Source organism: Natronococcus sp., assembly GCF_047921035.1.
Taxonomy (GTDB): domain Archaea; phylum Halobacteriota; class Halobacteria; order Halobacteriales; family Natrialbaceae; genus Natronococcus.
Genome location: NZ_JBLRWX010000012.1, coordinates 1 through 23,614 on the forward strand (window position 1 = coordinate 1; position 23,614 = coordinate 23,614).

Sequence of the window (23,614 nt, forward strand, 5' to 3'; positions counted from 1 at the left end):
ATCTCCTCGTCGGCGGCGTCGAGCCCTTCTTGGGTCGTGTCGTTGTCTGTCATGTCGCGTCGTCTGCGATTCTGATGAGCTCGTTGAGCTTGGCGGTTCGCTCGCCGCCGACGGCGCCGGTCTTGATGAACGGCGCGTCGGTCGCGACGGCGAGGTGTGCGATCGTCGTATCCTCAGTCTCGCCCGAGCGGTGGGAGACGACCGAGTCGTAGCCGTGCTCGGTCGCGAGTTCGATCGCGTCGAAGGCGTCGGTCAGCGTCCCGATCTGGTTGGGCTTGATCAGGATGCTGTTTGCCGCACCTTGATCGATTCCCTCCCGAAGTCGGTCGGTGTTGGTGACGAACAGGTCGTCGCCACAGACCAGCGTCTGCTCGCCGACTTCGTCGGTGAGGTCGGCGAACGCCTCGTAGTCGTTCTCGTCGAGGGGATCCTCGACGTAGACCAGGTCGTACTCGCGGACGAGGTCGGCGATGTACTCGATCTGCTCGTCGGTGTCGCGGCTGACGCCCGCGGACTCGTACTCGTAGGTTTCCGAGTCGGCGTCGTACATCTCCGCGGCCGCGACGTCGAGTCCGAAGCCGATCGCGAATCCGACGTCGTCTTCGACCCGCGAGACGGCCTCGTCGACGATCTCGAACGCCTCCTCGTCGTCGATCGACGGCGCCCACGCGCCCTCGTCGCCCTTGCCCGAGGGGTAGTCTCGCTCCTCGAGGATGTCTGCGACGGCGCCGTGGACGGCGGCGTTGGCGAAGACGGCGTCCTCGACGCTCGGCGCGCCGACGGGTGCGGCGAGGAACTCCTGGATGTCGGTCGCGTCGGCGGCGTGTTCGCCCCCGCCGACGACGTTACCCAGCGGTGTCGGGAAGTTCTCGCCCCGGAAGGTGCCGCCGAGGTGCTGGAACAGCGGCGCGCCCAGCACGTCGGCGCCGGCCTTCGCGGCGGCCATCGAGATCGCGACCGCGCTGTTGGCGCCGATCTTCGAGAAGTCGTCGGTGCCGTCGGCGGCGTGGAGTGCGGCGTCGATCTCGCGCTGGTTGCCCGCGTAGGTCTCCCCGACGAGCCGCGGGACGGCGTGTTCCCGGGCCGCGGCGATCGCTTCGCCGGCCGGCAGTTCGATCGCCTCGAACTCGCCGGTGCTCGCGCCGCTCGGCGCCGCGGCGCGGCCGAAGCCGCCGCTCTCGGTGACGACGTCGGCCTCGACCGTGGCGTTGCCACGCGAGTCCAGGATCCGGCGGAGCCGGACGTCGGTAACGAGCGTCATTTCCGATCGTACCCCCGTTTGACGGTAAAGGGAAGCACGTCGGCGTCGTACTCCTCGGCGGCGATCAGGATCGGCTCGCTCCGATCCGTCTCGATCAGCACCGGTGCGCCGTAGGAGATCTGCAGCGCTCGCGCGCCCAGAATGCGTGCCTTCTCGTATCGGTTGTGGCGTTCCTGTTGCATCGTTACTGGTATGGTGAGACCACGTCGACGAGGTCGGTGTGACTGACGAGCATCCGCCGACAGCAGTAGCGGTCGACGCCGAGCTCGTCGAGGACCTCCTGTGGGTCCTCGTCGCCCTGGTTGGCTCGCTCGTCGAACTCCTCCCAGTGTTCGGCGACGACGTTGCCACAGGTGAAACACCGGACCGGTACCATCATGCTTGAATCACCTCAGCGGTAGGACTTCTGGTAGCGAGCCCGAGCGCCCGGGCCGCCCCACTTCTTCGGTTCGGACTGGCGAACGTCGTTGACCAGCAGCGAGCGGTCGAACTCCATGTAGGCGTCGCGGAGTTCGGCGTCGTTCGTGTGCTGGACGATGCCGCGGGCGATGGCGGTGCGGACGGCGTCGGCCTGTCCGCTGATGCCGCCACCCTCGACGTGGATCTCGATGTCCATCTCGTCGCGGAGTTCGTCGCCGGCAATGCGGAACGGCTCGAGCATCTTGAGCCGCGACATCTCCGGTTCGACCAGTTCGACCGGTTTCGAGTTGATACGGACGCGGCCCTCGCCCTCGCGAACCGTTGCGCGGGCGACGGCGGTCTTCTTCTTTCCACTCGTGTTCGTTACCATGTGACGTTAGCACCTAACTGTTCGCTGACCTCGTGCAGGTGCACGAAGCGGATGTTCGAGAGCCGATCCAGCGACGTGTCCTCGAGGATCTCTGCTTCGACGGCTTCGCCGTCTCCGTTTCGCTGGCTCTCCGAGCCAGCGCCGTCCTCGTAGGGGTTGCCGACGTAAACCCGAACGTTGTCGAGCGCCTCGCGACCGCGCGGTTTCTTGTACGGCAGCATACCGCGCACGGAGCGCTTGAAGATCGTGTCCGGTCGCTTCGGGTAGTAGGGACCGCTGTCGGAGCCAAGCTCCAGACGCTTGCGGTAGGTCCCGAAGACGTCTTCCTTGTCGCCGGTGATGACGGCGTCCTCCGCGTTGACGATCGCGACGCGTTCCCCATCGAGGGCGCGCTCTGCGACCTGACTCGCGACGCGACCGAGAATGCAGTCTCGGGCGTCGACGACGACGTCGGCTTCGAACTCTGCCATGCTCATCGAATCACCCGTACGTTGGATCCTTCGGGGTTGTCCTCGAGCACCTGCTCGAGGGGAACGGTGTCGCCGACCTGTTCGATCTTCGTCTCTGCGGAGGACGAAAAGTCGACGGCGGCGACGGTGACGTTTTTCTGTAGCGCGCCGGATCCCAGCACCTTGCCGGGAACGACGACGGTCTCTTCCTCGCGTGCGTATCGCTCGATACGGCCCAGATTGACCTCGGCGTGGGTGCGCCGGGGCTTCTCGAGTCGATCCGCAACGTCTTGCCAGACGTCGGCGTCCCGTTCCCGGGACGTCGACTTCAGCTCGGCGATGAGATCGTTGAGCCTCGGATTGGTTTTACTACTCATTGGTTTCCTCCAAATACTGCGTGATCGACGGACTCGGGAGTGCCGTCGATCGAGATCTGTTGTGAGAAGTGATGCAGGGAGCAGGATTTGAACCTGCGGACTCCTACGAGACAGCGCCCTGAACGCTGCGCCGTTGGCCTGACTTGGCTATCCCTGCTCGCACTTCCGTGTACCCGTCGCCCCTTCAAACCCCTTTCGATTCCGACCGCCGAGACCCCGCCAGTCTCGCAGGAGACGGCGCTGGCGAGGGGCGTTTCGGCGACGTGGGTTCGGGGGCGTCGGATCATGTCTATAGCTGTACTGCCTCTTCGAGTTCGGTCGCACGCGCCTCGATCGAGTCGACGGCTCGCGTGACCAGTTCCTCGACGCTAAAGGAGCCGTCCGTCTCCACGTGGAAGACGAAGGCGTTCGGGACGTCCTCCAGGCGGACCTCCTTGCCGGGGTGGCGCGTCGAGATGTCGTGATCGAACTCGCTCGTCGGGACGAGTTCGCCGTTCTCCTCGACGACGCCCCGAACGATCTGGGACTCCGGTTCCTGGAACTCCGGCAGGTCGTCGACGACCTCCACGCGCTGGAGGTGTCGGTAGCCGACCGCGACCCCGCCCTGGTGTTTGGCGTGGTTCTTCCCGCGCTCGAGGCGGGCCTCGGCCTCGGCCTCGAGGCGCTGGCCGTCCTTGAGTTCGATGATCGGAACGTTCTCGTCGGCCGGCTCCACGAGGGAGTCGGCCGAGACGAGATCGCCCGAGTAGGCGGTGGCCGGTCCTTCGACGTCGATCGAGAGCGTCACGGTGTCGTCCTCGACGAACTCGCCCTCCGGCGGGGTCGTCAGCGGGACGAGCCCGAGTCGCAGGGCGAGCTGTTCGTCGAACATCACCGACGAGTTCTCGACGAACCTGACGGTGTCGATCGCCATCGTCGGGACGTCGGCGACCATCGCGCGACGGATCCCGTTGGCGAACGCGGGCGTGATCCCGCGGACGAGGAATCGGGCCTCCCGATCCCCCCGTTCGACGAACTCGACGTCGTACTCCTCACTCATGGGTTAGTAGCCGCCCTTGCCTTTCGGTGCTCGCGATCCGTCGTGCGGGATCGGCGTGACGTCCTCGATGCGACCGATCTCGATGCCCGAGCGGGCCAGCGCGCGGATCGTCGCCTGCGCGCCGGGGCCGGGAGATTTCTGGAGATTGCCGCCGGGACCGCGCACGCGAACGTGCAGTCCCGTGATGCCGGCGGCCTTGATCTCCTCGGCGACCGACTCGGCCATCTGCATCGCCGCGTACGGCGACGCCTCGTCGCGGTTCTGCTTGACCGCGGTCCCGCCCGAGGACTTGACGATCGTCTCCGACCCGGTGAGGTCGGTGACGGTCATGATCGTGTTGTTGAACGATGCGTGCACGTGGGCTACGCCCCACTTCTCGTCGTCCTGACTCATGTTATTGCTCCTCCGCGCGTTCCGGGTGCAGCTCGTCCGACAGCGGGCTGTTCTCCTCGAAGTCGACGAGATCCTCCTCGTCGACGTCGACGACGTAGGAGGGGACCCGGTGGCGCTGGCCGTCGACCACGATGTGTCCGTGGACGATGAACTGACGGGCCTGCTGGGTCGTGTTCGCGAGTCCCTTCCGGTAGACGACCGTCTGGAGACGGCGCTCGAGGACGTCCTCGATCTCGAGCGAGAGGACGTCGCCCAGCTCGTCAGCTTCGCCGAGGATGCCGACGCGCTTGAGCCGTCCGAGGAACTCCTCGGAGCGACGCATGACGGTCTCGTCGTCCTGTGCCTGGCCGAGCAGGTCGCGAGCCTCGCGCCGGTAGGAGCGAAGCTCGGACTGCGCTCGCCAGAGCTCCTCCTTGTTCGAGAGTCCGTAGCGCTCGACCAGCGAGTGTTCGTCGGCGATGCGCTCGCCCTGGTATGGGTGGTTCGGCGTCTCGTACTGCTTGGTGTCGGTTCCGAGCGGCATTATTCGTCATCCTCCTCGGCGGCTTCCTCTTCTTGCTCCTCGCGGATCTCCTCGACGTTGACGCCGATGGTGCCCTCCGTACGACCGGTGGACTTCGTTCGCTGGCCGCGGACCTTCTGGCCGCGCTTGTGGCGAACGCCCTTGTAGGAGTCGATCATCTTCATCCGGTTGATGTCGTGCTGCCGGGTCAGCTGGAGATCGTTGCCGACCTCGTGGGTGGTTTCGCCGGTGTAGAAGTCGTTCTGGCGGTTGTTGAGCCAGTCCGGAACTTCGTCGGCGTAGTTCTCTACGACTGTTACGACCTCGTCGATGACGTCGTCGTCGAGTCGGCCGAACGTCGCCGTCCGGTCGACGCCCGCTTTCTCGGCGATGAGTCGGGCGGTTCGACGACCGATCCCGTTCATCTCCGAGAGCGAGCGTTCGACGGATTTGGTCCCGTCGAGGTCGGTTTGACCGATGCGGACGAAGTACTGGAGCTCTTCGTCCTCTTGCTCTTGAGGTTCTTCCTCGCTCATGTGTGGTGAATCTGTGTCTGGTCTGCGCGCGTTGCAAAGCCGACCGACTGGACGTCGATCGGGTAAGCCGACGTCGTGGCGGGGATTTGAACCCCGGAGGCTTGACGCCACATGGTTAGCAACCATGCGCCTTGGGCCGCTTGGCTACCACGACACGGTCGATCTATCGTCGCCCGTACGGACTCGGGGACGGCGTCCCCTGCACGTATTGCACTCACACCTATCGCCGATGGGTACTTAAGCGCAACGAATCCCCTCGGCTGCGGCCGTGACACGTTGACAAAGCGGAAGGACCGGCGCTTATTACCGACGCCTTCGTACCGCCGCCAACGCGTGCCACGAAACGCCCTCCTCGTCCGCCTCGTCGCGGCAGTCGCCGCCATCGTCGCGATCGGGCTGGCGGCGGCGACCGTTCGATCACCGCTCGAGACCGGCGGCTCCGGTGGGGCGGGAACCGGCGACGGGGACGGCGTCGGAACCGGAGAGCCGCCCGAACCCGACCCGCCGACCGGCGGCGAGATCCCCCCGTTTCTCGAGGTCCTCCTCTACGCGATCGTCGTCCTCCTGGCGATCGTCCTCGTCTGGTATCTTCTGGCCCACCGACGGGACGCGGTCCGTCTGGTCGCGATCGCGCTCGTGGTCGTTCTCCTCGCGGTCGGACTGGCGTACGCGCTTGCGGCGCTGGGGACGGTCCCCCTCGACGGCGAGGAGCCGGCCGGTAACGAGCCCGAGGAACCGGGCCTCGGCGGGGAGGGAGGTGACCCCGGCGAGGGCGACGGCGAGCTATCGGTACCCACCGGACCGCTGCTCGGCGTCCTCGGCGTCCTCGCCGCCCTCGTTGCCGTCTTCGTCGGCGGGCTACTGTTGAGCCGGAACGCGACCGAACCGACGGCTCCGACCTCGAGATCGGAGGCCGGAGACGACGGTCGAACGCAGACCGAGGGCGAGGCCGTCGCCGTCGGCTCGGCCGCGGGTCGCGCGGCCGACCGGATCGACGAGGGGACGGCCGCCGACAACGAGGTCTACCGCGCCTGGCGGGAGATGACCGCACCCCTCGAGGTCGACCGCCCGGACTCGAGCACGCCCCGAGAGTTCGCCGACGCCGCGATCGAGGCCGGCCTCGAGCGCGACCACGTCGAGGAGCTCACGCGGCTGTTCGAGGACGTCAGGTACGGCGAGAGCGAGACGACGGCGGCGATGGAGCGACGGGCGGTGTCGGTCCTCCGGGAGATCGAGTCGGCGTACGCCGACGGCAAAGTGGAGGCGGACCCGGATCCGGGGCCGGAGGGGACCGACCGCGGCCGCGGAGCCGCCGACGGAGGGGACGGGGCGTGAACGCTCGAGCCGCCGCGCTGGCGCTCGGTCTGGCGACGTTCGCCGCCGGGCTCGCCGTTCTCGCCGGCGTCCTCGAGTGGGAGGTCGCACGGCCGCTGATCGCGGTCGTCGGCCTCGCCGCGGTCGCGATCGGCCTCCGGGCGCTGTTCACCCGCGAGCCACCCCGGACCGTCGACACGCCCGATCCCGAGCGCCCGACGGCCGTCCCGGTTCCCGGCGAGACGCTCCGGGAGTCCCTCGGCGCCTTCCGGTCGGTCGAGACGAACTACGCCGTCACGAGCCGACGAACCGTCGAGGGGCTTCGAGCCGCGGCGATCGCGGTCCGCTCGCGGTTCGGCGGGGACGACGAGGAGCGAGCCCGAGAGCGCGTCGAGGCCGGCGACTGGACGGACGACGACGTCGCCGCCGCCTTCCTCTCGCCCTCGCTCGAGCGGCCGTCGGGGTCGGTTCGAGACCGGATCGCCGCCGCCGCGGCTCGCGGCTCGCGGTTCGAGGACGGCGTTCGACACGCGGTCGCGGCCATCGCGAGGGTCGGCGACGACGAGGGCGACGGCTCGCTCCCGCGGTACGATCCCGGGGACGGGACCGCCCGCGATCGGGGAACTCGGACCGCGACGAGTCCGACCGACGGCACCGAACGGCGCCGCGAGCGCGCGACGAACTACTGGCGCGGGATCGGCGTCGTCGCACTGCTCTCCGTCGGGATCGGCGTCGTCGCCGAGGCCCCCGCGGCCGTCCTCGCCGGCGTCGTCGGCGTCGGCTACGCCGGCTTCGCCCGGGCGTTCGACCCGCCGGAACTCGAGCTCTCGATCGAGCGCGAGCTGAGCGACGACGAACCCGCGCCCGGCGACGAGATCGACGTGACGGTGACGATCACCAACGGGCGCGACGGGTTCGTCCCCGACCTTCGCATCGTCGACGGCGTTCCCGCGGGGATGGCCGTCGTCGAGGGCTCGAGTCGGCTCGGAACCGCGCTTCGGCCCGGCGAGTCGGTTCGCCTCGAGTACGCGGTCGCGGTCGGCCGCGGCAGCCACGAGTTCGACCCCGCGCTCGCGGTCGTCGGGGACCTCTCGCGGTCGACCGAGCGCGAGTACCTGGTCGGCGCGGAGACGACGGTCGTCTGCGAGCCCGAACTCCGGCCGATCGCGGCCCCGGTTCCGCTTCGAGCCGCCGGCGCCACCGTCTCGGGTCGGCTCCAAACGGAGGAGGCGGGCGCCGGGACAACCTTCCACTCGGTCCGACAGTACCGCAGGGGCGACCCCCTCGCCCGGGTCGACTGGAACCGCCGCGCCAGGACCGGCGAGCTGGCAACCCTGGAGTTCCACGAGGAGCGCTCGGCCCGCGTCGTCGTCCTGATCGACGCCCGTCGGGGTGCCTACCTGGCGCCCGACTCCGAGACCACCCACGCGGTCGATCGGTCGGTCGCCGCCGCGGGCCGGATCGCGGCTTCGCTGCTGGCCGACGGCGACACCGTCGGGCTGGCGGGGCTCGGAGCGATCGACCGGGACCGGGACGAGGAGCCGTGCTGGCTCGCGCCGGCCGCCGGACGCCACCACGAAGTTCGGGTCGCGGAGCTGCTCGCGACCCACCCGCAGTTCTCGACGACCCCGCCGACGAACGAGGGGCGGTGGCTCTGGCAGCTGCGCGGGCTCAGGCGACGGCTCGCGACGGGAACGCAGATCGTCTTCCTGACGCCGCTTTGCGACGGCGTCTCGGCCGACGTCGCCCGCCGGCTCGATTCGCGGGGGTATCCGGTCACGGTCGTCAGCCCGGATCCGACCGCCGACGGCACCGCCGGCGAGCGACTGGCCCGCGTCGCCAGGGCGGTCCGAGGGTTCGACCTCCGGGAGGCAGGGATTCCGGTCGTCGACTGGCCCGCCGACGAGTCGATCGACACGGTCTTCGCCCGGCGGGCCGCGAGCGCGGGTGATCGCCGGTGAGCGAGATCACTCGCCGACCGGCCGTTCGCTCGAGCGTCGCCGCCTGTGCCGTCGTCCTCGTCGCCGTCCTCGCCGCGGGGAGCCAGTCGGCGAGCGTCCTCGGGTTCGGCGCGGTCGGCGGGCTCGTCTTCGCCGTCGGGCTGGCGACCGGCCGTCACCGGGTCGTCGACGCCGGCGCGCTCGCGCTCTTTCTCGGAATCGTCGCCGGCGGGCTCGAGGCGACCGCGGTCGAGGCGACGATCGTCGCCACGGTCGCGACCGTCGTCGCCTGGGATCTCGCCCACGGCGCGATCGCGCTCGGCGACCAGCTCGGTCGGGAGGCCGAGACGCGTCGGCTCGAGGCGGTCCGGGGGGTCTCGAGCCTTCTCGTGGGACTGCTGTCGGGGACGGTCGGTTACGCGGCGTACGTCTTCGGAGGAAGCGGACAGCCGGTCGCGGCCGTCGTCCTGTTGCTCGTCGCGGCGGTGCTCATCGTCGTCGGGTTCGGCGGCGGACGGACGGGATCGAGCCGTCGACGGCGAGCCCGCCACTGAGCGGCGTATCCGCGGAGCGCGTCGGCCACAGCAGTTTTGTGTACTGACAGAAACGACCGATATGGAGCGACGCGCGTTCCTCGCGACGGCGGCGACCGGGTGGTTCGCCGCCACCGCGGGCTGTCTCGAGCGGCTTCCGGGTGTGGGTCTCGAGACGTCGTTCGAGACGACCGCTTCGGAGCATCGACCCCGGAAGCCGCCGGACGTAGCCGTCGACGGCGACGTCGTCACCGTTCGCGGAACGATCGAGTACGGCTCGAGCAGCTGTGGCGCGCTCGAGCTGGCTCACGCGGAATACGAGTCCTCGCAGAGCCGGCTCGACGTCCTCGTTGTCGCGGCCGACGATTCGGGGTGGACGTCGGCCTGCTCGGACGATCTGGTCGAAGAAGGGTACCGTCTCGAAGCGACGGTCGGCGACGAACTCCGGCGGGTCGCGGCGACCGAACACCACGCGTTCGGGGAGACGTACTCGACGACGGTCGACGGACTGGACTAGACCTCGGCGTACCCCTCGATGTACTCGTCGTTGATCTCCCACTCCCCGTCGTCGTTTTTGATCATGTACTCGCCGTAGTAGGGGACGCGGTTCGCGACGACCTCACGGTAGGCCTCGCGGATCTCGGGTTTGGTCATCTCGCCCATCGGGCGCAGGTCGTCGCTGCGGTTGAGACAGCCCTTCAGGTACCCCTCGTGGGTGACCCGAACGCGGTGGCAGTTCGCACAGAAGGTCGGGTTCTCGACGGGGTCGACGATCTCGACCATCCCCCGTCCGCCGTCGTCGTTCTCGATCCAGTACCGCTTCCGATCGTGCATCTCCCGGTGTTCGACCTCGGCGGCCTGCTCGGCGAGCCAGTCGTGGACCCGCCCGATGTCGATGTTCCACTCCGGGCGCCCGGTCAGCTCGGGCATGTACTCGATCAGCTGGAGCTGGAGTCCCTCGTTCTCGGCGACGTGGTCGACCATCTCCGGGACGTAGCCCGCCGTGTGCTCGAAGACGACCATGTTGAGTTTGACCGGGTCCAGCCCCGCGTCGACGGCCGCCCGCACACCCTCGAGGACCTTCTCGTAGGCGCCGCTTTTTGTCACGGCGGCGAAGTCCTCCGGGTCGAGCGCGTCCTGGGAGACGTTGACCCGCTCGAGCCCGGCGTCGACTAAGTCCTCGGCCCGCCCCGGGAGGAAGGTGCCGTTGGTCGTCAGCGAGACCTCCATCGAGTCGGGCGTGCGCTCGATGATCTCCTCGAGATCCTGGCGGAGCATCGGCTCGCCGCCGGTGAACTTCACCGAGTCGACGCCGAACTCCTCGACGACCTCGAGGAAGCGGACGACGTCGTCGGCGCTCATCTCGTCGTCCTGGGGATCCATCGGTCCGCGCGTGTCGCCTAACCCCTCGTTGTGACAGTAGATACAGTCGAAGTTACACCGATCGGTGAGCGAGATCCGAACCCCCGTGACCTCGCGCCCGAACTCGTCGGTTAACATACCACCCAGTTTCAGGTGAAACCGCTTAAGTTCGCCGGACGAAATCGACCTTCGTAACCGATTTCGGTTTCGAAATCGCCGCCCAGTTCCGATCTCGCGTGGTGTACCACTCTTGCAGCCGGCCGTCGTGTAACCCGGTATGAGTACGATTGCCGAGTTCACGATCCCCGCCGAGGCGTTCGCGCTCGGGCACACGCTCGAGCGCGTCTCCGACCTCGAGGTCGAGGTCGAGCGCGTCGTCGCGGCGGCTCCCGAGACGGTGATTCCCTGCGTCAGACTCCTCGGCGACGAGGGGACCCTCGAGCACGCCGACGACGCGCTCGACGAGGATCCGACGATCGAGGCCGCGACGCCGATCCTCGAACTCGAGGACGAACGGTGTTACCGGATCCGGTGGAACGAGACGGTCGTCGACGCCGTCCACCTGCTGACGAGGGAGCAGGCGACGGTGCTCGAGGCGGGTCTCGAGGGCGATCGCTGGCGGTTTCGCGTCCTCTTTCCGAACCGGGAGGCGCTGGCCCGGAGCTACGAGTTCGCGACCGATCAGGGGGTCCCGCTCGACCTGCGGAAGATCAACCGCCTCGAGGAGATCCGCCACGGTCGGTTCGACCTGACCGATCCCCAGTACGAGACGCTCGTCGCCGCCCTCGAGTACGGCTACTACGATATCCCTCGGGAGATCGACATGGAGGCGCTGTCGGACGAACTCGAAATCTCCCACCAGGCCCTCTCCGAGCGGCTACGCCGGGCCCACCTGACGCTCGTCAGGGAGGCGGTCGGCACCGACGAGACGCGGTGAGCGCGCCGGCAGAACACCTACTTCGGTCGGCGGGCAACGGACCCGCATGGACCGAGAGATGCTCGCGGATCAGCAGCGACTCGTCGAACTCGTCGAGGAGGAGGGGTGGGACGTCACCGACCTCGAGATCTCGGCCTACGACAGCCCGTGGTCCGACGAGGACAATCCCGAGGCGACGGTGACGATCACCGCCCGGAAACCGTACGAGAGCGAGGACGAGGGCGGCGACGGCGACGACGAGAATCCGTTTCGTGTGAACTAACCCTTGATGTTACAGACGGGGAACGTCCGTGCGACCTTGTCGCCGATGCCCAGTTCGTCGGAGACGCGGACGACCTCGTCGACGTCCTTGTAGACGCCCGGCGCCTCCTCGGCGACGGTCGCGCCCGACTGGGCTTTCACGTAGATCTGTTGCTGGTCCTGTAGCTCCTGCTTTACGTCCCCGCCCCAGTACTCGTTTTTCGCCTGGGTGCGGCTCATCAGCCGACCCGCGCCGTGGGCGGTCGACCCGAACGTGAGATCCATCGAGTGCTCGCCCCCGCGCAGGACGTAGCTGCCGGCGCCCATGCTGCCGGGGATGATGACCGGCTGGCCGACGTCGCGGTAGGCCTTCGGCACCTCGGGGTGGCCCGCGGGGAAGGCTCGAGTCGCACCCTTGCGGTGGACGTAGAGTTCGCGTTCCTCGTCGTCGACGGTATGGAGTTCCTTCTTCGCGATGTTGTGTGCCACGTCGTACAGGAGCTCCATCTCCATCTCCTCCCACGAGCGGTCGAACACGCGCTCGAAGACCTGTCGGGTGCGGTGCATGATCAGCTGGCGGTTGACCCACGCGAAGTTGATCGCGGCGTTCATCGCCCCGTAGTAGTCCTCGGCGAGCTGCGAGCCCGCGGGCGCGGCCGCGAGTTCCTTGTCCGGCAGCCGATCGAGCAGGCCCTTGTGCTGTTGCTCGATCTTCCGCAGGTAGTCGTTACAGGTCTGGTGACCCAGTCCCCGCGAGCCACAGTGGATGAGAACGACGATCCGATCCTCCTCGAGGCCGAACGCCTCGCCCACGTCGTCGTCGAAGACGTCCGTCACGCGCTGGACCTCGAGGAAGTGGTTCCCCGAGCCCAGCGAGCCGATCTGGTTCTTGCCGCGGTCCTTGGCCTTCTGGCTCACCTTGTCGGGGTTGGCGCCCTCGCGCATCCCCTCGTCCTCGCAGTGCAGGAGGTCGTCCTCGACGGCGTGACCGTGCTCGAGCGCCCAGTCCACACCACGAGAAAGGATCTCGTCGACGGTGTCGACGCCGGCCTCGACGATCCCGCCGCCGCCGAGCCCGGAGGGGACGTTGGCGAACAGCGAGTCGACGAGCTCCTCCTCGCGGCCCTGTAGTTCGTCGTAGGTGAGGTTCGTCCGCATCATCCGGACGCCGCAGTTGGAGACGACGAACCCGTCGGCGACGAAGTTGTGTGCACCGTGGCTGACACCGATGTCGTACACGGTTCGCTCTTCGTCGCGTGGTTCGATGGATCGAATTCGGGTAGAGACGGTGTCATCGTCCCCCATAGTAATTGTCTCACAGTACTCGTCGAATCCGGGGAACTCCGCGGGCGGTCGCGGCCGTCCGCTGCGTCCTCCCCAGATGCTCCGTTCGACGAATCGGTCGTTGACGTCGAACTCGGATTTGATGTCCCGTGCCGGTGTTCCGCCGTCGGCCATCGCTTTCGCCTCGCGAGCGATCGTCGCCCGTCGGTCGATTACCGCCTCTTTGGTCTTGAGGTACTGCAGCGCCTTGATCGATTTCCGGTGCTTCTCGCGGTTGTATCGGTAGCCGACGGTCGAGAAGAACCGGATCAGGTTCTCGGAGTCGTTTTTGATTCCGAGTCGGAGCCGAATCGTGTCCCTGTCGGCGCTCGAGTCGGTCTCGAACCGTTCGATCTCGTTCGTTTCGATCCCGAGGTCCTCGAGGAACGAGGCCAGCTCCGCCATGAACTGCTCCCCGGCGTTCGCGACGTCGGCGACCCGCGTCTGCGATACCTTTGGACAGTACAGGTTCTTGTCGTGCTGCGCCGCGGGCGCGTTCATTTCGGCTCCGAAGTACGCCGAGGCGTACAACGCCTTCTGCCAGTTCGTCAGTCGATCGAAGTACCACGGCGTCGTGAACTCCGATTCGATCTTCCGTCCCTCCGGCGCACCCAGCGCGAGCAGGACCTTCTGGAACGCCTTCGAGTTCGATCGAGCGCTGTATTCGGTCGTCTCGAAGGTTTTGCCGTCGATTTCGTGGGAACGGTCCCGTTCGTAGATCTTCGACGGCGTAAATCCGATCGCGTCGATGTCCTCGCGAATCGACTCGAGATCCGCGGGCTCGCCGTAGAACCACGTCTGCCCGCCGCTACCGATCGCGCCGTCTCCGGTGTGGAATCCGACGAGCTTGAGGAAGCGGTTGAACGCGTCGTCGGTCGATTTCAGCGGGAGGAGATCCCGTTCCTCGAGTGCACGGATGAGTTGTGGATTCTCGCCGGCGAAGTCGTCTCTGCTGAGGACCGTGAACTCGTCGGGTTTCTCGTCGGGAACGCCTCGGAACGGCTGGACGACGACCTCGTCGTCCTCGGAGAGATCCTCGAGTTCGCGCATTCCGTCAGGCGTTCGGAACGGATGGTCTGCGGTCGCGGTGATACGATCCCCGGTTTCGGTCTCCACGTCGTACACCGCCGCGTTCTCGCGCTTGGTGAATAATCGGATCTCCGAGGGAACGAGCTCTTCGCCGACGACCATCGCTCGCTCGTCCTCGAACCGTTTCTCGAGATCCGCGATCGAAATCCGTCGACCGTTCTCGAGGAGCACCTCGGAATCCCCCGAGAGGCAATTGATATCGTACCCGACCGCTCCGGGCGAGATACAACCGTTCTCGGCGTCGAGCGCGCCGACCCCGCCGACGGGGAAGCCGTAGCCCTGGTGGCCGTCGGGCATGCAGATCGCGTGTTTCGTGATCCCCGGCAGGTGAGTGGTGTTTGTGAGCTGTTCTAGGGTCTTGTCCTCGCTGATCTCCTCGAGCAGCGCCTCGCTGGCGAGCACCCGCGCGGGAGTGCGCATCTCTCCCTCCCGGGGGATCTCCCAGACGTAGTCGCGTACCTTCTCGAGGGTGATGCCGTCGGCGTCGAAGGTAGTCATACGCGGTACTCCGAGGGGAACGATGAAAGAAGGTTCGCCTCGAGCGGGCGTCGACACCGACCGGCGGTCCCGATCGAAATTTATCGCCTCGTTTATCACTCGGCGGTGAGAATCCGAGGACACGTACTTTCATGCAACGCGAACGCGACGCGGGGGGTGGACCGTCTCGACGACGACTGCTTGCCGCACTCGGCGTTACGTCGACGACGCTCGCGGGCTGTACGGATCTGGTCTCGAGCGACGAGGAGATGGCCGACTCGGGGGCCTGGCCCGCGCTCGACTCGGGCGAGGTCCTCTCGGATTTCCAGGATCTCGGGAAGTGGACCGCTCGAACCGGTACCGTATCGGCTTCCGCCGACGAGGCGCTGACGGGATCCCAGGCTGCGGTTCTGGAAAGCGAGGGGGAGACTGCGGAGCTGACCACGACGTTCGACGGTCTCGACCTCTCGAAACTGGAGTTCTCGGACGGCCTCGACCTCGAGGGATGGGATACTTCGCTGGCGGTCAAACCGGAGTCCGCGACCCGGATCCGCGTCGAGTTCGTCGCGCCGGATCGGGAAGAACGGCTCACGAGCGTCCGGCTGGTTCCGGACGGGTTCGACGGCTGGTTTCGGCTCGACTGCGGCTACCAGCAGAAGCCGGCCGAGGAGCCCGACCTCTCGGCAGTCACTCGAATCAACGTCGTCGCCGAGGGGCCGGACGGCGGCCCGACCAGGCTGGTGGTCGACGACCTCCGTCGGACGCGGTCGGCCGACAACGGAAAGGCCGTCCTCGCGCTCTACGGCGGCCACGGCTCCCACTACGACGTCGCTGCGGACCTCCTCGAGGAACGCGGCTGGGCCGCGGCGGTACCGGTCTCTCCCGAACGGATCGGCGAGGACGGTCGGATGAACCACGAGCAACTTCGCGACCTCAGCGACCGCGGCTGGGACGTCTGTCCGCTTCCGGCGCCCTCGACGCCGCTTCCGGAACAGTCCGCGGATGGGAAACGACAGCTCCTCGAGGACGCCCGTGCGGCGCTCGAACGGGAGGGGTTCGATGACGGCGCCCGACACCTGTTCGTTCCGGACGAGGGGTTCGACGCGGAGAGCTACCGGCTCGCGCGGGAGGGCTACGATGCCGCGTTCATCTCTAACTCCGGGACCACGGGCGTTCCCCCGACGGAGATGCACGCGATCCCGTACATTTGGGGGCCGGCGCTTCACACCGGCGTTCGCCGCCACGTGAACATCGCGGACCAGTACGACCTACTCACCGTGATCCGCGTCCCGCGGCTCGTCGACGAGGAACCGGAGGACGTCGGCGTCGACGAGAACCGGATGTCGATCGACGACTTCGGACTGTTGCTCGAGCACATCGACCACCGCGGCCTCGACGTCGTCACCCCGTCGGACCTCGTCGACGGGACGTTCGAGCGCGACCGCGAGGAACCGCCGGAGCCGGAGCGTCCTGACGGAGCCGTCTTCGAGGAAGGACGGTCCCACGCCTTCGAGGGCTCCGGAGACGAGGAGACGCCGTCGTTCGAACTCGACGAGGGGGTCCTCGTCGCGACCGTCACCGGCGACGCGTCCGAACTCGCCGTCGACCTGGTGCGGGACGACGGCGCCGAGATCGACGAGACGCTGGTGCGAGTCGGCGGCGCCGAGGGAGAGTCGGTTACGGTCGTCGAGGACGGCGCCTACCGCCTCGAGGTCGTGGCCGACGGCGCGTGGTCGATCGACCTCGAACAGCCCGCGGTCCACGGCGACGACCTCGAGGAGCTTCCGGTCGAGGCGTCCGGTTCGGGCTCCGCGGTCGTCGGTCCGCTCTGGACCGACGGCGACGTCAGGGTCGTCGCGACCCACGGCGGCGACGGGGCGTTCGTCGTCGACGGCAACGGCGCAGACGGCCACAGGGAGGTCCTCGTCGACCGAAGCGGGGAGTTCGAGAACCCGCGATCCTACAAGGCCGGCGGCCCCGTCTGGCTCGACGTCGAGGCCGACGGGGACTGGACCCTGTCGATCACCGACCCGTAGCGCCGACCGGGCCGAACCGCCGTACTGCGGCTTAGACGTCGAAGACGACGTAGGCCTCCCAACCGTCGTCGACCTCCTCGAGGCGCATCTCCGAGTAGGTGACGGCCTTGATCTCGCGGGCGGTGATCTCCTCGAGGGGAATTTCGCGGGCGCTGCCCTCGAGGCGCCACCCCTCCTCGCCGAGCCGGTCGATCGCCTCGACCCGGTGGTCGACGGGCAGGGCCATCCGGACGTCCCGCAGGTAGATCAGTTCGTCTAGAAAGTCGAACAGCAGCGCCTCGGGGCTCTCGGCCGTCACCGACACCGAGAAGCGCTCGCCCGTCCCGTCCGGAATCGACTCGCAGGAGGCGGCCGCGAGGCCGTCGGCGACCGCCGCGAAGACCGCCTCGAGGCTCTCTCCGGTCGCCTCGACGCCGATATCGGCGGTGTGATCGCGAAGCTGGAATCCCATACCTCGTCCCTTCTCGAGCCCGCGAGGTATGTCCGTCGCTTCGATCCGCCGGCGTCGGGACGATCGACGGAATCTTCGGCGACCGCGGACGGTTCCCGGCGAACGGCCGCGCTGCCGGTGGAATTATATTGGCGAGCCTGCTACACTGTGGTAGTGAGCGTCAATATCGACAGTCGCGTCGTCGCCCCGGGGAGCGACGAGTACGTCGACGAGGCCTGGCGGCTCAAGGAGCGCATCAACAGCCAGGAGGGCGTGCTGAAGCAGCGCTACGACTTCTTTACCGACGCGTACCGTCGCTCGACGGTCCACTGCTACGTGCAAGACGACGAACTTGTCGGCTTCGCGGCCGTTCGCCGGGACGGCTACATTCTCTTTCTGGCGGTCTCGACGGAGTTTCGCGGCCAGGGGATCGGCAAGCGACTCGTCGCCCGGGTCGCCGACGACCACGAGTCGATCACCTGCCACGCCCGGACCAGCAACGAGAACGCCCTCGAGTTCTACGAACATCTCGGCTTCGATATCAAACGCCGGATCAACGGCTACTACGAGGACGGCGGCGACGCCTACTACCTCAAACTCGGTTCGGACTCCGGGCTCGCGGATCGGATCTCGGAGTTCGTTCGGCGCTGATCCGACGACTCGAGCGGAATCGCCCACCCTCGTCTACGCCCCGGTGTCGTCCCCGACGCTCCCCGCCACGAACGCCCGACGGAGGATCGTCGACAGCAGGTACGTCTCGTACTTCTGATCGCGGCAGTGCTCGCAGGGGGCCATCTCGGCTGCGATCCGGTCTATCGTCCCGCCGTACTCGGCCTCGAGGTCGGCCACGATGTCGGCGACCTCGGGCGCGATCGAGTCGGCCATCTCCTCGAGATCGTCCCGCGCCCCCTCGGGAACCGAATACGAGAGCACGATCGTGTTCGCCCGGTAGTACTTCTCGGTCCCGCCGCCTCGCTCCTCGAGGCGAGCGACCTCGACGAGATTCGCATCGCGAAGTTCGTTGACGTGGTGGCGGACCGTGTTGCGCGTACGATCGTAGCCGCGGGCCTCGAGCTCCGCGTCGATCTCGGCTACCGAGTGCTCGGCGTCGGCGAGCATGTCGAGGATCGTCGCGCGGACCGGTTCGTCGACGGCGCTCGAGACGTTCGTATCCCGGATCGCGACGTCCTCGACGGCGACGTCCGACGTGAATTCGACCATTGGGTAGTGGGTGTAGGTGGCGGGTCCCCAAAGTCGTTCAGCCGAACGCGTCGGTAGTCGGAGTCGACTCGATGTCGGTTCGTCGCCACCGTCTAGACGAATCGTTGAACCGGTGGAAGCGTCAGTGGCTGTTCCCAAACACATAATTTGAGTGATATATTTACAGGGTGGGATCGTACGAGTAGTCGAAGACCGATGACCCAGATCGAATACCGCGTGACCGACTTCGACTGTCCGACCTGTGCGAGCAACGTCGAACGAACGCTCGCGAAAACCGAGGGCGTCGACCGCGTCGAGGTCCACTACACGACCGGTCGCGTCGAGGTCGAGTACGACGAGACCGTCGTCGACGACGCCGACCTCGAGCGAACCATCGCGAAACAGGGGTACACGCCCCGGCTACGGTGAGCTGTGATGAAAATCACTCAGCAGTTCCGGAAACACCGCAAACCGGCCGTCGTCGTCACGAGCGGCCTGCTGTTCGCGGTCGGGTGGGGCGCCGGCTACGGCTACGGCCTCGAGACCGCGAGCGCGGTCATGATGGTCCTCGCGGCGCTCGTCGGCGGCTACGACGTCGCCAGGAAGGCCTACTACACCCTGCGGAGCGGCACCGTCGGCATCAATACCCTCGTCACGCTGGCCGCGATCGGCGCGATCGCGATCGGCGAGTACTGGGAGGCCGCCGCCGTCGTCTTCCTGTTCGCGCTGGGAACCTACCTCGAGGCCCGAACGATGGGCAAGACCCGCTCGGCCCTGACGGAACTGCTCGAGCTGGCGCCCGACACGGCCGTCGTCAGACGGGACGGTGAGGACGTGGAAGTACCGGCCAGAGAGGTCGAACCCGGCGAGACAGTGCTCGTCAAACCCGGGGCGAAGGTCCCCGTCGACGGCGACGTGGTCGGCGGCGAGAGCGCGATCGACCAGGCGCCCGTTACCGGCGAGAGCGCGCCCGCCTACAAGCGCGCGGGCGACGAGGTCTACGCCGGCACCGTCAACCAGGAGGGCGCCCTCGAGGTCGTCGCGACCGGCACCGGCCGCGATACGACCCTCGAACGGATCATCCGCCGCGTCGAGGAGGCCCAGGAGGCGAAAGCGCCCACGGAGACGATCATCGAGCGCTTCGCGACGTACTACACGCCCGCGATCGTCGCGCTGGCGGTCGGCGCCTACGCCGTCACCGGTAACGCCGTCCTCGCGCTGACGCTGCTCGTCATCGGCTGTCCCGGTGCGCTGGTCATCGGCCCGCCGGTCAGCATCGTCAGCGCGATCGGCAACGCCGCGCGCTCGGGCGTGCTGCTGAAAGGCGGCGAACACCTCGAGACCGCGGGGAAGATCGACCTCGTCGCGTTCGACAAGACGGGCACGCTGACGAGAGGCGAGTCGACCGTCGCGAACGTGGCGGGGTTCGGCGTCGACGACGAGGCGGTCCTGCGCGACGCGGCCATCGCCGAGAAGCGCAGCGAACACCACCTCGCGGACGCGATCCTCGAGGCCGCCAGCGGTCGCGGCGGCGACTCCGACGCCGTCGCGGACGGCGGCGCCATCCTCGAGCGATCGACCGAAGCGACGGGCCTCGAGCCCGACGGCCCGGCGATCCCCGATCCCGACGACTTCGAGGTCGCCGCTGGCAAGGGTGTCCTCGCCGGTCACGACGGCCGGCGGATCGTCGTCGGGAACCGGACGCTGCTCGACGAGCGCGGGATCGACGTCCCGGACCGCGTCGAGCGCCACATCCGCGACCGCGAGGAGGCCGGCGAGACGGCGGTCTACGTCACCCTCGAGGGCGAGGTCGTCGGGGTCGTCTCGATCCGTGACGAGCTCCGCCCCGCCGCGGCGGGTGTGATCGCGACCCTGCGAGACGCTGGCGTCCGCACCGTGATGCTCACCGGCGACAACGAGCGCACCGCCCGGTCGGTCGCGGCGGAAGTCGGAATCGACGACTACCGCGCCGGCCTCCTGCCCGAGGAAAAGCAGCAGGCGATCGAGTCGTTTCGGGCCGACGGCCACGTCGTGGCCATGGTCGGCGACGGGATCAACGACGCGCCGTCGCTGGCGACCGCCGACGTCGGCGTCGCGATGGGCGCCGCGGGGACCGACACGGCCATCGAGACCGCCGATATGGCGCTGATGGCCGACGACTTAGAGCGCATTCCCTACGCCGTGGGTCTCAGCAAGGCGACCCGCCGGAATATCACCGAGAACGTCGCCGTCGCCGTGGCGACGGTCGGCCTGCTGCTGGCCGGCGTCTTCGCCGGCTACGTCCACATGGCCAGTGGGATGCTGATCCACATCGCCAGCGTCCTGCTGGTGATCCTGAACGGGATGCGACTGCTGCGGTACTGATACCGTCGGACAGCACCGTTCGACGGGACGACCGTTCGGCGCGACCGGCGCGACCGGACGAACTGGGCCGTCAGCTACGACGTCGACCCGATCCGACTGCGCGATCCAGCCGCCGAGGCGCTGGCCCTCCTCGAGCCCGGCGAGCCGATCGTCGTCACCTACGCCGACCTCGTGAAAGCGGCGGGCCACTCCTGTCCCACGACGGCGGGCGCCTACCGGCTCGCGAGGGACGCCCTCGAGGTGCTGTACCCCGACGAACTGCCCGTCCGCGGTGACGTCGCCGTCCTCGCGGGCGGACCGCGGGACGATCCGGCCTACGGCGTCACGGCGCGTCTGATCTCGTACGTCACGGGCGCCGCGGGCGAGGACGGCTTCGCCGGGCTGGCCGGCGGCCACGGCGGGCGGACGGATCTGCTGGGCTACGGCGCGATCGGCACCGACGGCATCGCCTTCGAGTTCACGCGGACGGACACCGACGAGACCGTCCGGGCGACCTACCACGTCGAGGACGTCCCGGCCGGTGGCCCCGCGACCGCCGACCTGCCGAAGCTGATCGACGACACCGCGACCGACGCCGAACGCGAGGCGTTCGCCGAGGACTGGCACAGCCGCGTCGCGGCGATCCTCCGCGGAGAGCGGTACGTGACCGTCGAATCGCGGTGAACGGCCGTCGGTCGGTCGTCGCGAAATCCTCGAGAACCGGTCCCGTAGAGTCGACCATTCGGCAGGGTTATACGGTCCCACTCACGACTACTCGAGTCGTATGGAGGAGCGAACGAGGGCCTACCTTCGGGGTCGATTCCGCGATCACTACCGCCGCACGGAGCTGACGCTGCCGCCCGCGGCCAACGAGCGCGAGTGGGGGTACATCCCCTGGACCGAAGGACCCGACACGACGATGGTCCGCCACCGTTCGCTGCTCGAACTCGGCGACCTCGAGGAGTTCCTCGTCCGCAAGCGACCCCGCCACGTCTACTTCTCGGCGGGGCGGTTTCGCGACCCCGGTGCGAGTTCGATGCACGAGAAGGAGTGGCAGTCCGCGGATCTCGTCTTCGACCTCGACGCCGACCACCTGCCGAACGTGACGCTGGGCGAGGACTCCTACGCCGAGATGCTCGCGACGTGCAAGGACGCCCTGCTCCGCCTGCTTGACTTCCTCGAGGACGACTTCGCCTTCGAGGACCTCGAGATCGTCTTCTCGGGCGGGCGGGGGTACCACGTCCACGTCCGCGACGAGTCGATTCTGCACCTCGACCGGGAACACCGCCGCGAGGTCGTCGACTACGTCCGCGGGATCGGCCTGGAGTTCGAGGAGCTGATCGAGACCGAGACCGTCGCCGGCCTGGGTCGCAAGACCCCCACCGAGCGTCGCACCCTGCGAACCGAGGGCGGCTGGGGCGCCCGAACCCACGACCGGTTCATGGCCTTCGTCGACGAGCTGCTCGCCCTCGAGGAGGACGCGGCCCTCGAGCGACTGCAGGCGTTCGACGGGATCGGCGAGGGGAAGGCGACGGCGACCTTGAACGCCGCCCGGAACAACCGCGAACAACTGGAAGCGGGCAACGTCACCGTCCACACCGCCATCTCCCAACTGGCCGAGCGGTTCGCGAAGCGGGCGGTCGAGGCCGACAACGCCCCGATCGACGAACCCGTGACGACCGACACGAACCGACTCATCCGCCTGCCGGGCAGTCTCCACGGCGGCAGCGGGCTCGAGACGGTCCGACTCGGACGCGACGAGATCGACGCCTTCGACCCGCTGGTCGACGCCGTCCCGGAGACGTTTACGGGCCACGAGATCCGGGTCGACGTCACCGACGGCGGCGAGGTCGAGCTGGGAGGAGATAGTTTTACGGTTCCGGAGGGTGACCAGTCACTTCCGGAGTACGTCGCCGTGTTCCTCATGGCCCGCGGCCGCGCCGAGAAGGAGAAAGAATGAATCTCGACGAGCTACGATCCGTCCAGAGCAAGGAGCGCCAGAAGGACAGCCTCCAGAACCTGCGCCCCTCGTTCTACCAGGAGGTCGGCGAGTACATCGCCGACCTCGAGGCCGAACGCGATCGGGCGGCCGAGCGGGCCGACGACCCCTTCTCTTCACCCGAGGTGAGCCGGCTCACCGACGAGATCGAGACCGCCAAGGACGTCGTCGAGGCGATCTACGAGCGACGAATGGGCAAGCTCGTCAAGCAGGCCAGCCTCGCCGCGGCCGGGATGGCGGCCAACGACGACGGCCTCACCGCGGAGGAGGCCGACCTCTTCGACGACCTCGTCGACCGCATCGATTCGAACAAGAGCCGCGTGCTCGACGTCCTCGAGGGCGTCGACGCCGATCCCGACCTCGAGTCGGGGCCAGCGGCCGGAGCCGAATCCGGGCCGCCGTCGGAGTCCGAACCCGCGACGACCGACTCGGCGGGTGACGTCTCGAGAGCGCCTTCCGAATCCGACGCGGAAGGCGGCGACGACGCGCCACCGGCGCCGCCGATGGAGCCGGATCCGACCGCCGAGGACGGCCCGGATATCGATCCGACGAGCCTCGAGCCCGACGGTGCCTCCCGAGAGACGGGCGAAAGCGAGGGCGAGGTTACCGCCGCCGACGTTATGGGCGGTGCCGGCCCGGCGACCGACGACGCAAGCGAGGAGGCCCCGCGGCCCGACGGGGAGCCGACGTCGCCGGTCGACGCTCCCGAGGACGGTCCGAACGAACCGGATCCGAGCGACTCGGTCCCCGGCGAGTCCGTCAATCCCGACCTCGAGGACGAGACGTCCGGCGACCCGGAACCCCCCACTGAGACCGCACTCGAGGACGACGTCGATCGCGTCACCGTTCGGATGACGCGCGACGTCGGCTCGATCCTCGGCGTCGACGACCGCGAGTACACGCTCGCTTCGGACGACGTCGTCACGCTGCCCGAACAGAACGCCTCGCCCCTGCTCGAGCGCGACGCGGCCGAACGGCTGGACTGACGGACCGGACCCGTCCGACGCAACCGGAAGGCATACGACGACTCCCTCGAAGATCGGG

At 68.0% G+C, this 23,614-nt stretch carries 26 protein-coding genes, 2 tRNA genes and 2 pseudogenes; 13 read left to right on the top strand and 17 right to left on the bottom strand.

Annotated features, from left to right (window positions below; genetic code table 11):
- Positions 1 to 49: 49 nt before the first annotated feature.
- The 12 genes from eno to ACNA7R_RS04210 all read right to left on the bottom strand — a co-directional run bounded on the left by eno (position 50) and on the right by ACNA7R_RS04210 (position 5,501).
- A complete protein-coding gene (eno, locus tag ACNA7R_RS04155) occupies positions 50 to 1,261 on the bottom strand; it encodes a phosphopyruvate hydratase (RefSeq protein WP_416282293.1) in 1,212 nt (403 codons plus the stop codon).
- A complete protein-coding gene (locus ACNA7R_RS04160; RefSeq protein ID WP_416282294.1) occupies positions 1,258 to 1,443 on the bottom strand; it encodes a DNA-directed RNA polymerase subunit K in 186 nt (61 codons plus the stop codon). Before ACNA7R_RS04160 ends, eno begins: the two co-directional genes overlap by 4 nt.
- Positions 1,444 to 1,445: 2 nt before the next feature.
- Complete coding sequence (locus ACNA7R_RS04165) at positions 1,446 to 1,640, bottom strand: DNA-directed RNA polymerase subunit N (RefSeq protein WP_416282295.1); 195 nt, start codon at positions 1,638 to 1,640, stop codon at positions 1,446 to 1,448.
- Between the two features lie 12 nt (positions 1,641 to 1,652).
- Positions 1,653 to 2,051 (bottom strand): 30S ribosomal protein S9, encoded by a 399-nt coding sequence (locus tag ACNA7R_RS04170; protein WP_005557947.1) that lies wholly within the window; start codon positions 2,049 to 2,051, stop codon positions 1,653 to 1,655.
- Entirely contained in the window at positions 2,045 to 2,527 is a 483-nt protein-coding gene (locus ACNA7R_RS04175) for a 50S ribosomal protein L13 (protein ID WP_416282296.1), read from the bottom strand. Before ACNA7R_RS04175 ends, ACNA7R_RS04170 begins: the two co-directional genes overlap by 7 nt.
- Positions 2,524 to 2,877, bottom strand: coding sequence for a 50S ribosomal protein L18e (locus ACNA7R_RS04180; protein WP_278302597.1), 354 nt, complete (start codon positions 2,875 to 2,877; stop codon positions 2,524 to 2,526). The genes ACNA7R_RS04175 and ACNA7R_RS04180 overlap by 4 nt, the downstream gene beginning before the upstream one ends.
- Positions 2,878 to 2,949: 72 nt before the next feature.
- Positions 2,950 to 3,034 (bottom strand) — tRNA-Leu (locus ACNA7R_RS04185).
- 132 nt (positions 3,035 to 3,166) lie between these two features.
- Entirely contained in the window at positions 3,167 to 3,916 is a 750-nt protein-coding gene (locus tag ACNA7R_RS04190; RefSeq protein WP_416282297.1) for a DNA-directed RNA polymerase subunit D, read from the bottom strand.
- 3 nt (positions 3,917 to 3,919) lie between these two features.
- Positions 3,920 to 4,309, bottom strand: a complete 390-nt coding sequence (locus tag ACNA7R_RS04195; protein ID WP_416282299.1) for a 30S ribosomal protein S11 — start codon at positions 4,307 to 4,309, stop codon at positions 3,920 to 3,922.
- A 1-nt stretch (position 4,310) separates the two neighbouring features.
- Entirely contained in the window at positions 4,311 to 4,832 is a 522-nt protein-coding gene (locus ACNA7R_RS04200) for a 30S ribosomal protein S4 (RefSeq protein WP_416282300.1), read from the bottom strand.
- Entirely contained in the window at positions 4,832 to 5,347 is a 516-nt protein-coding gene (locus ACNA7R_RS04205; protein ID WP_416282301.1) for a 30S ribosomal protein S13, read from the bottom strand. Before ACNA7R_RS04205 ends, ACNA7R_RS04200 begins: the two co-directional genes overlap by 1 nt.
- 71 nt (positions 5,348 to 5,418) lie before the next feature.
- Positions 5,419 to 5,501: transfer RNA gene (locus ACNA7R_RS04210), tRNA-Ser, on the bottom strand.
- Positions 5,502 to 5,680: 179 nt separating this feature from the next.
- Here ACNA7R_RS04210 and ACNA7R_RS04215 point away from each other — a divergent pair.
- From ACNA7R_RS04215 to ACNA7R_RS04230, 4 genes are all read left to right on the top strand, one after another.
- The gene (locus tag ACNA7R_RS04215; protein ID WP_416282302.1) at positions 5,681 to 6,682 is read left to right on the top strand and encodes a DUF4129 domain-containing protein; all 1,002 of its coding nucleotides are present in this window, start codon (positions 5,681 to 5,683) and stop codon (positions 6,680 to 6,682) included.
- The gene (locus ACNA7R_RS04220) at positions 6,679 to 8,622 is read left to right on the top strand and encodes a DUF58 domain-containing protein (RefSeq protein ID WP_416282303.1); all 1,944 of its coding nucleotides are present in this window, start codon (positions 6,679 to 6,681) and stop codon (positions 8,620 to 8,622) included. Before ACNA7R_RS04215 ends, ACNA7R_RS04220 begins: the two co-directional genes overlap by 4 nt.
- Positions 8,619 to 9,155, top strand: a complete 537-nt coding sequence (locus ACNA7R_RS04225) for a hypothetical protein (RefSeq protein WP_416282304.1) — start codon at positions 8,619 to 8,621, stop codon at positions 9,153 to 9,155. Before ACNA7R_RS04220 ends, ACNA7R_RS04225 begins: the two co-directional genes overlap by 4 nt.
- A 61-nt stretch (positions 9,156 to 9,216) precedes the next feature.
- Positions 9,217 to 9,651, top strand: a complete 435-nt coding sequence (locus tag ACNA7R_RS04230; protein WP_416282305.1) for a hypothetical protein — start codon at positions 9,217 to 9,219, stop codon at positions 9,649 to 9,651.
- Here ACNA7R_RS04230 and moaA read toward each other — a convergent pair.
- Complete coding sequence (moaA, locus tag ACNA7R_RS04235) at positions 9,648 to 10,634, bottom strand: GTP 3',8-cyclase MoaA (protein WP_416282306.1); 987 nt, start codon at positions 10,632 to 10,634, stop codon at positions 9,648 to 9,650. The genes ACNA7R_RS04230 and moaA overlap by 4 nt on opposite strands.
- A gap of 139 nt (positions 10,635 to 10,773) precedes the next feature.
- Here moaA and ACNA7R_RS04240 point away from each other — a divergent pair, with 139 nt between their 5' ends.
- Positions 10,774 to 11,433: a helix-turn-helix domain-containing protein gene (locus tag ACNA7R_RS04240; RefSeq protein ID WP_416282307.1), complete on the top strand. Its 660-nt coding sequence runs from the start codon at positions 10,774 to 10,776 to the stop codon at positions 11,431 to 11,433.
- Between the two features lie 46 nt (positions 11,434 to 11,479).
- The gene (locus ACNA7R_RS04245; protein WP_416282308.1) at positions 11,480 to 11,695 is read left to right on the top strand and encodes a hypothetical protein; all 216 of its coding nucleotides are present in this window, start codon (positions 11,480 to 11,482) and stop codon (positions 11,693 to 11,695) included.
- Here the strand turns inward: ACNA7R_RS04245 and ACNA7R_RS04250 are convergent.
- On the bottom strand, positions 11,692 to 14,283 hold the full coding sequence (locus ACNA7R_RS04250) for an RtcB family protein (RefSeq protein WP_416282350.1): 2,592 nt from the start codon (positions 14,281 to 14,283) through the stop codon (positions 11,692 to 11,694). The genes ACNA7R_RS04245 and ACNA7R_RS04250 overlap by 4 nt on opposite strands.
- Positions 14,275 to 14,583 (bottom strand): annotated as a pseudogene (locus tag ACNA7R_RS04255) (RtcB family protein); the annotation flags it as partial. The gene ACNA7R_RS04250 and the pseudogene ACNA7R_RS04255, both read right to left, overlap by 9 nt.
- A gap of 131 nt (positions 14,584 to 14,714) precedes the next feature.
- On the opposite strand from ACNA7R_RS04255, the gene ACNA7R_RS04260 reads away from it, so the two are divergent.
- Positions 14,715 to 16,598: a polysaccharide deacetylase family protein gene (locus ACNA7R_RS04260; RefSeq protein ID WP_416282309.1), complete on the top strand. Its 1,884-nt coding sequence runs from the start codon at positions 14,715 to 14,717 to the stop codon at positions 16,596 to 16,598.
- A 31-nt stretch (positions 16,599 to 16,629) separates the two neighbouring features.
- Here ACNA7R_RS04260 and ACNA7R_RS04265 read toward each other — a convergent pair whose 3' ends face one another.
- Positions 16,630 to 17,049 (bottom strand): archease, encoded by a 420-nt coding sequence (locus tag ACNA7R_RS04265; protein WP_416282310.1) that lies wholly within the window; start codon positions 17,047 to 17,049, stop codon positions 16,630 to 16,632.
- Between the two features lie 153 nt (positions 17,050 to 17,202).
- Here ACNA7R_RS04265 and ACNA7R_RS04270 point away from each other — a divergent pair, with 153 nt between their 5' ends.
- Positions 17,203 to 17,679, top strand: coding sequence for a GNAT family N-acetyltransferase (locus ACNA7R_RS04270; protein WP_416282311.1), 477 nt, complete (start codon positions 17,203 to 17,205; stop codon positions 17,677 to 17,679).
- 33 nt (positions 17,680 to 17,712) lie between these two features.
- On the opposite strand, the gene ACNA7R_RS04275 is transcribed toward ACNA7R_RS04270, so the two are convergent.
- On the bottom strand, positions 17,713 to 18,249 hold the full coding sequence (locus tag ACNA7R_RS04275; RefSeq protein WP_416282313.1) for a winged helix-turn-helix domain-containing protein: 537 nt from the start codon (positions 18,247 to 18,249) through the stop codon (positions 17,713 to 17,715).
- A 195-nt stretch (positions 18,250 to 18,444) separates the two neighbouring features.
- Between ACNA7R_RS04275 and ACNA7R_RS04280 the strand changes: the two genes are divergently transcribed.
- From ACNA7R_RS04280 to ACNA7R_RS04300, 5 genes and pseudogenes are all read left to right on the top strand, one after another.
- On the top strand, positions 18,445 to 18,657 hold the full coding sequence (locus ACNA7R_RS04280; RefSeq protein ID WP_416282315.1) for a heavy-metal-associated domain-containing protein: 213 nt from the start codon (positions 18,445 to 18,447) through the stop codon (positions 18,655 to 18,657).
- Positions 18,658 to 18,663: 6 nt separating this feature from the next.
- On the top strand, positions 18,664 to 20,592 hold the full coding sequence (locus tag ACNA7R_RS04285; protein WP_416282316.1) for a heavy metal translocating P-type ATPase: 1,929 nt from the start codon (positions 18,664 to 18,666) through the stop codon (positions 20,590 to 20,592).
- A 48-nt stretch (positions 20,593 to 20,640) separates the two neighbouring features.
- Positions 20,641 to 21,255, top strand: a pseudogene (locus tag ACNA7R_RS04290) (hypothetical protein); the annotation flags it as partial.
- Between the two features lie 100 nt (positions 21,256 to 21,355).
- Complete coding sequence (gene priS / locus ACNA7R_RS04295) at positions 21,356 to 22,531, top strand: DNA primase small subunit PriS (RefSeq protein ID WP_416282317.1); 1,176 nt, start codon at positions 21,356 to 21,358, stop codon at positions 22,529 to 22,531.
- Positions 22,528 to 23,556, top strand: coding sequence for a hypothetical protein (locus tag ACNA7R_RS04300; protein ID WP_416282318.1), 1,029 nt, complete (start codon positions 22,528 to 22,530; stop codon positions 23,554 to 23,556). Before priS ends, ACNA7R_RS04300 begins: the two co-directional genes overlap by 4 nt.
- Positions 23,557 to 23,614 lie beyond the last annotated feature (58 nt).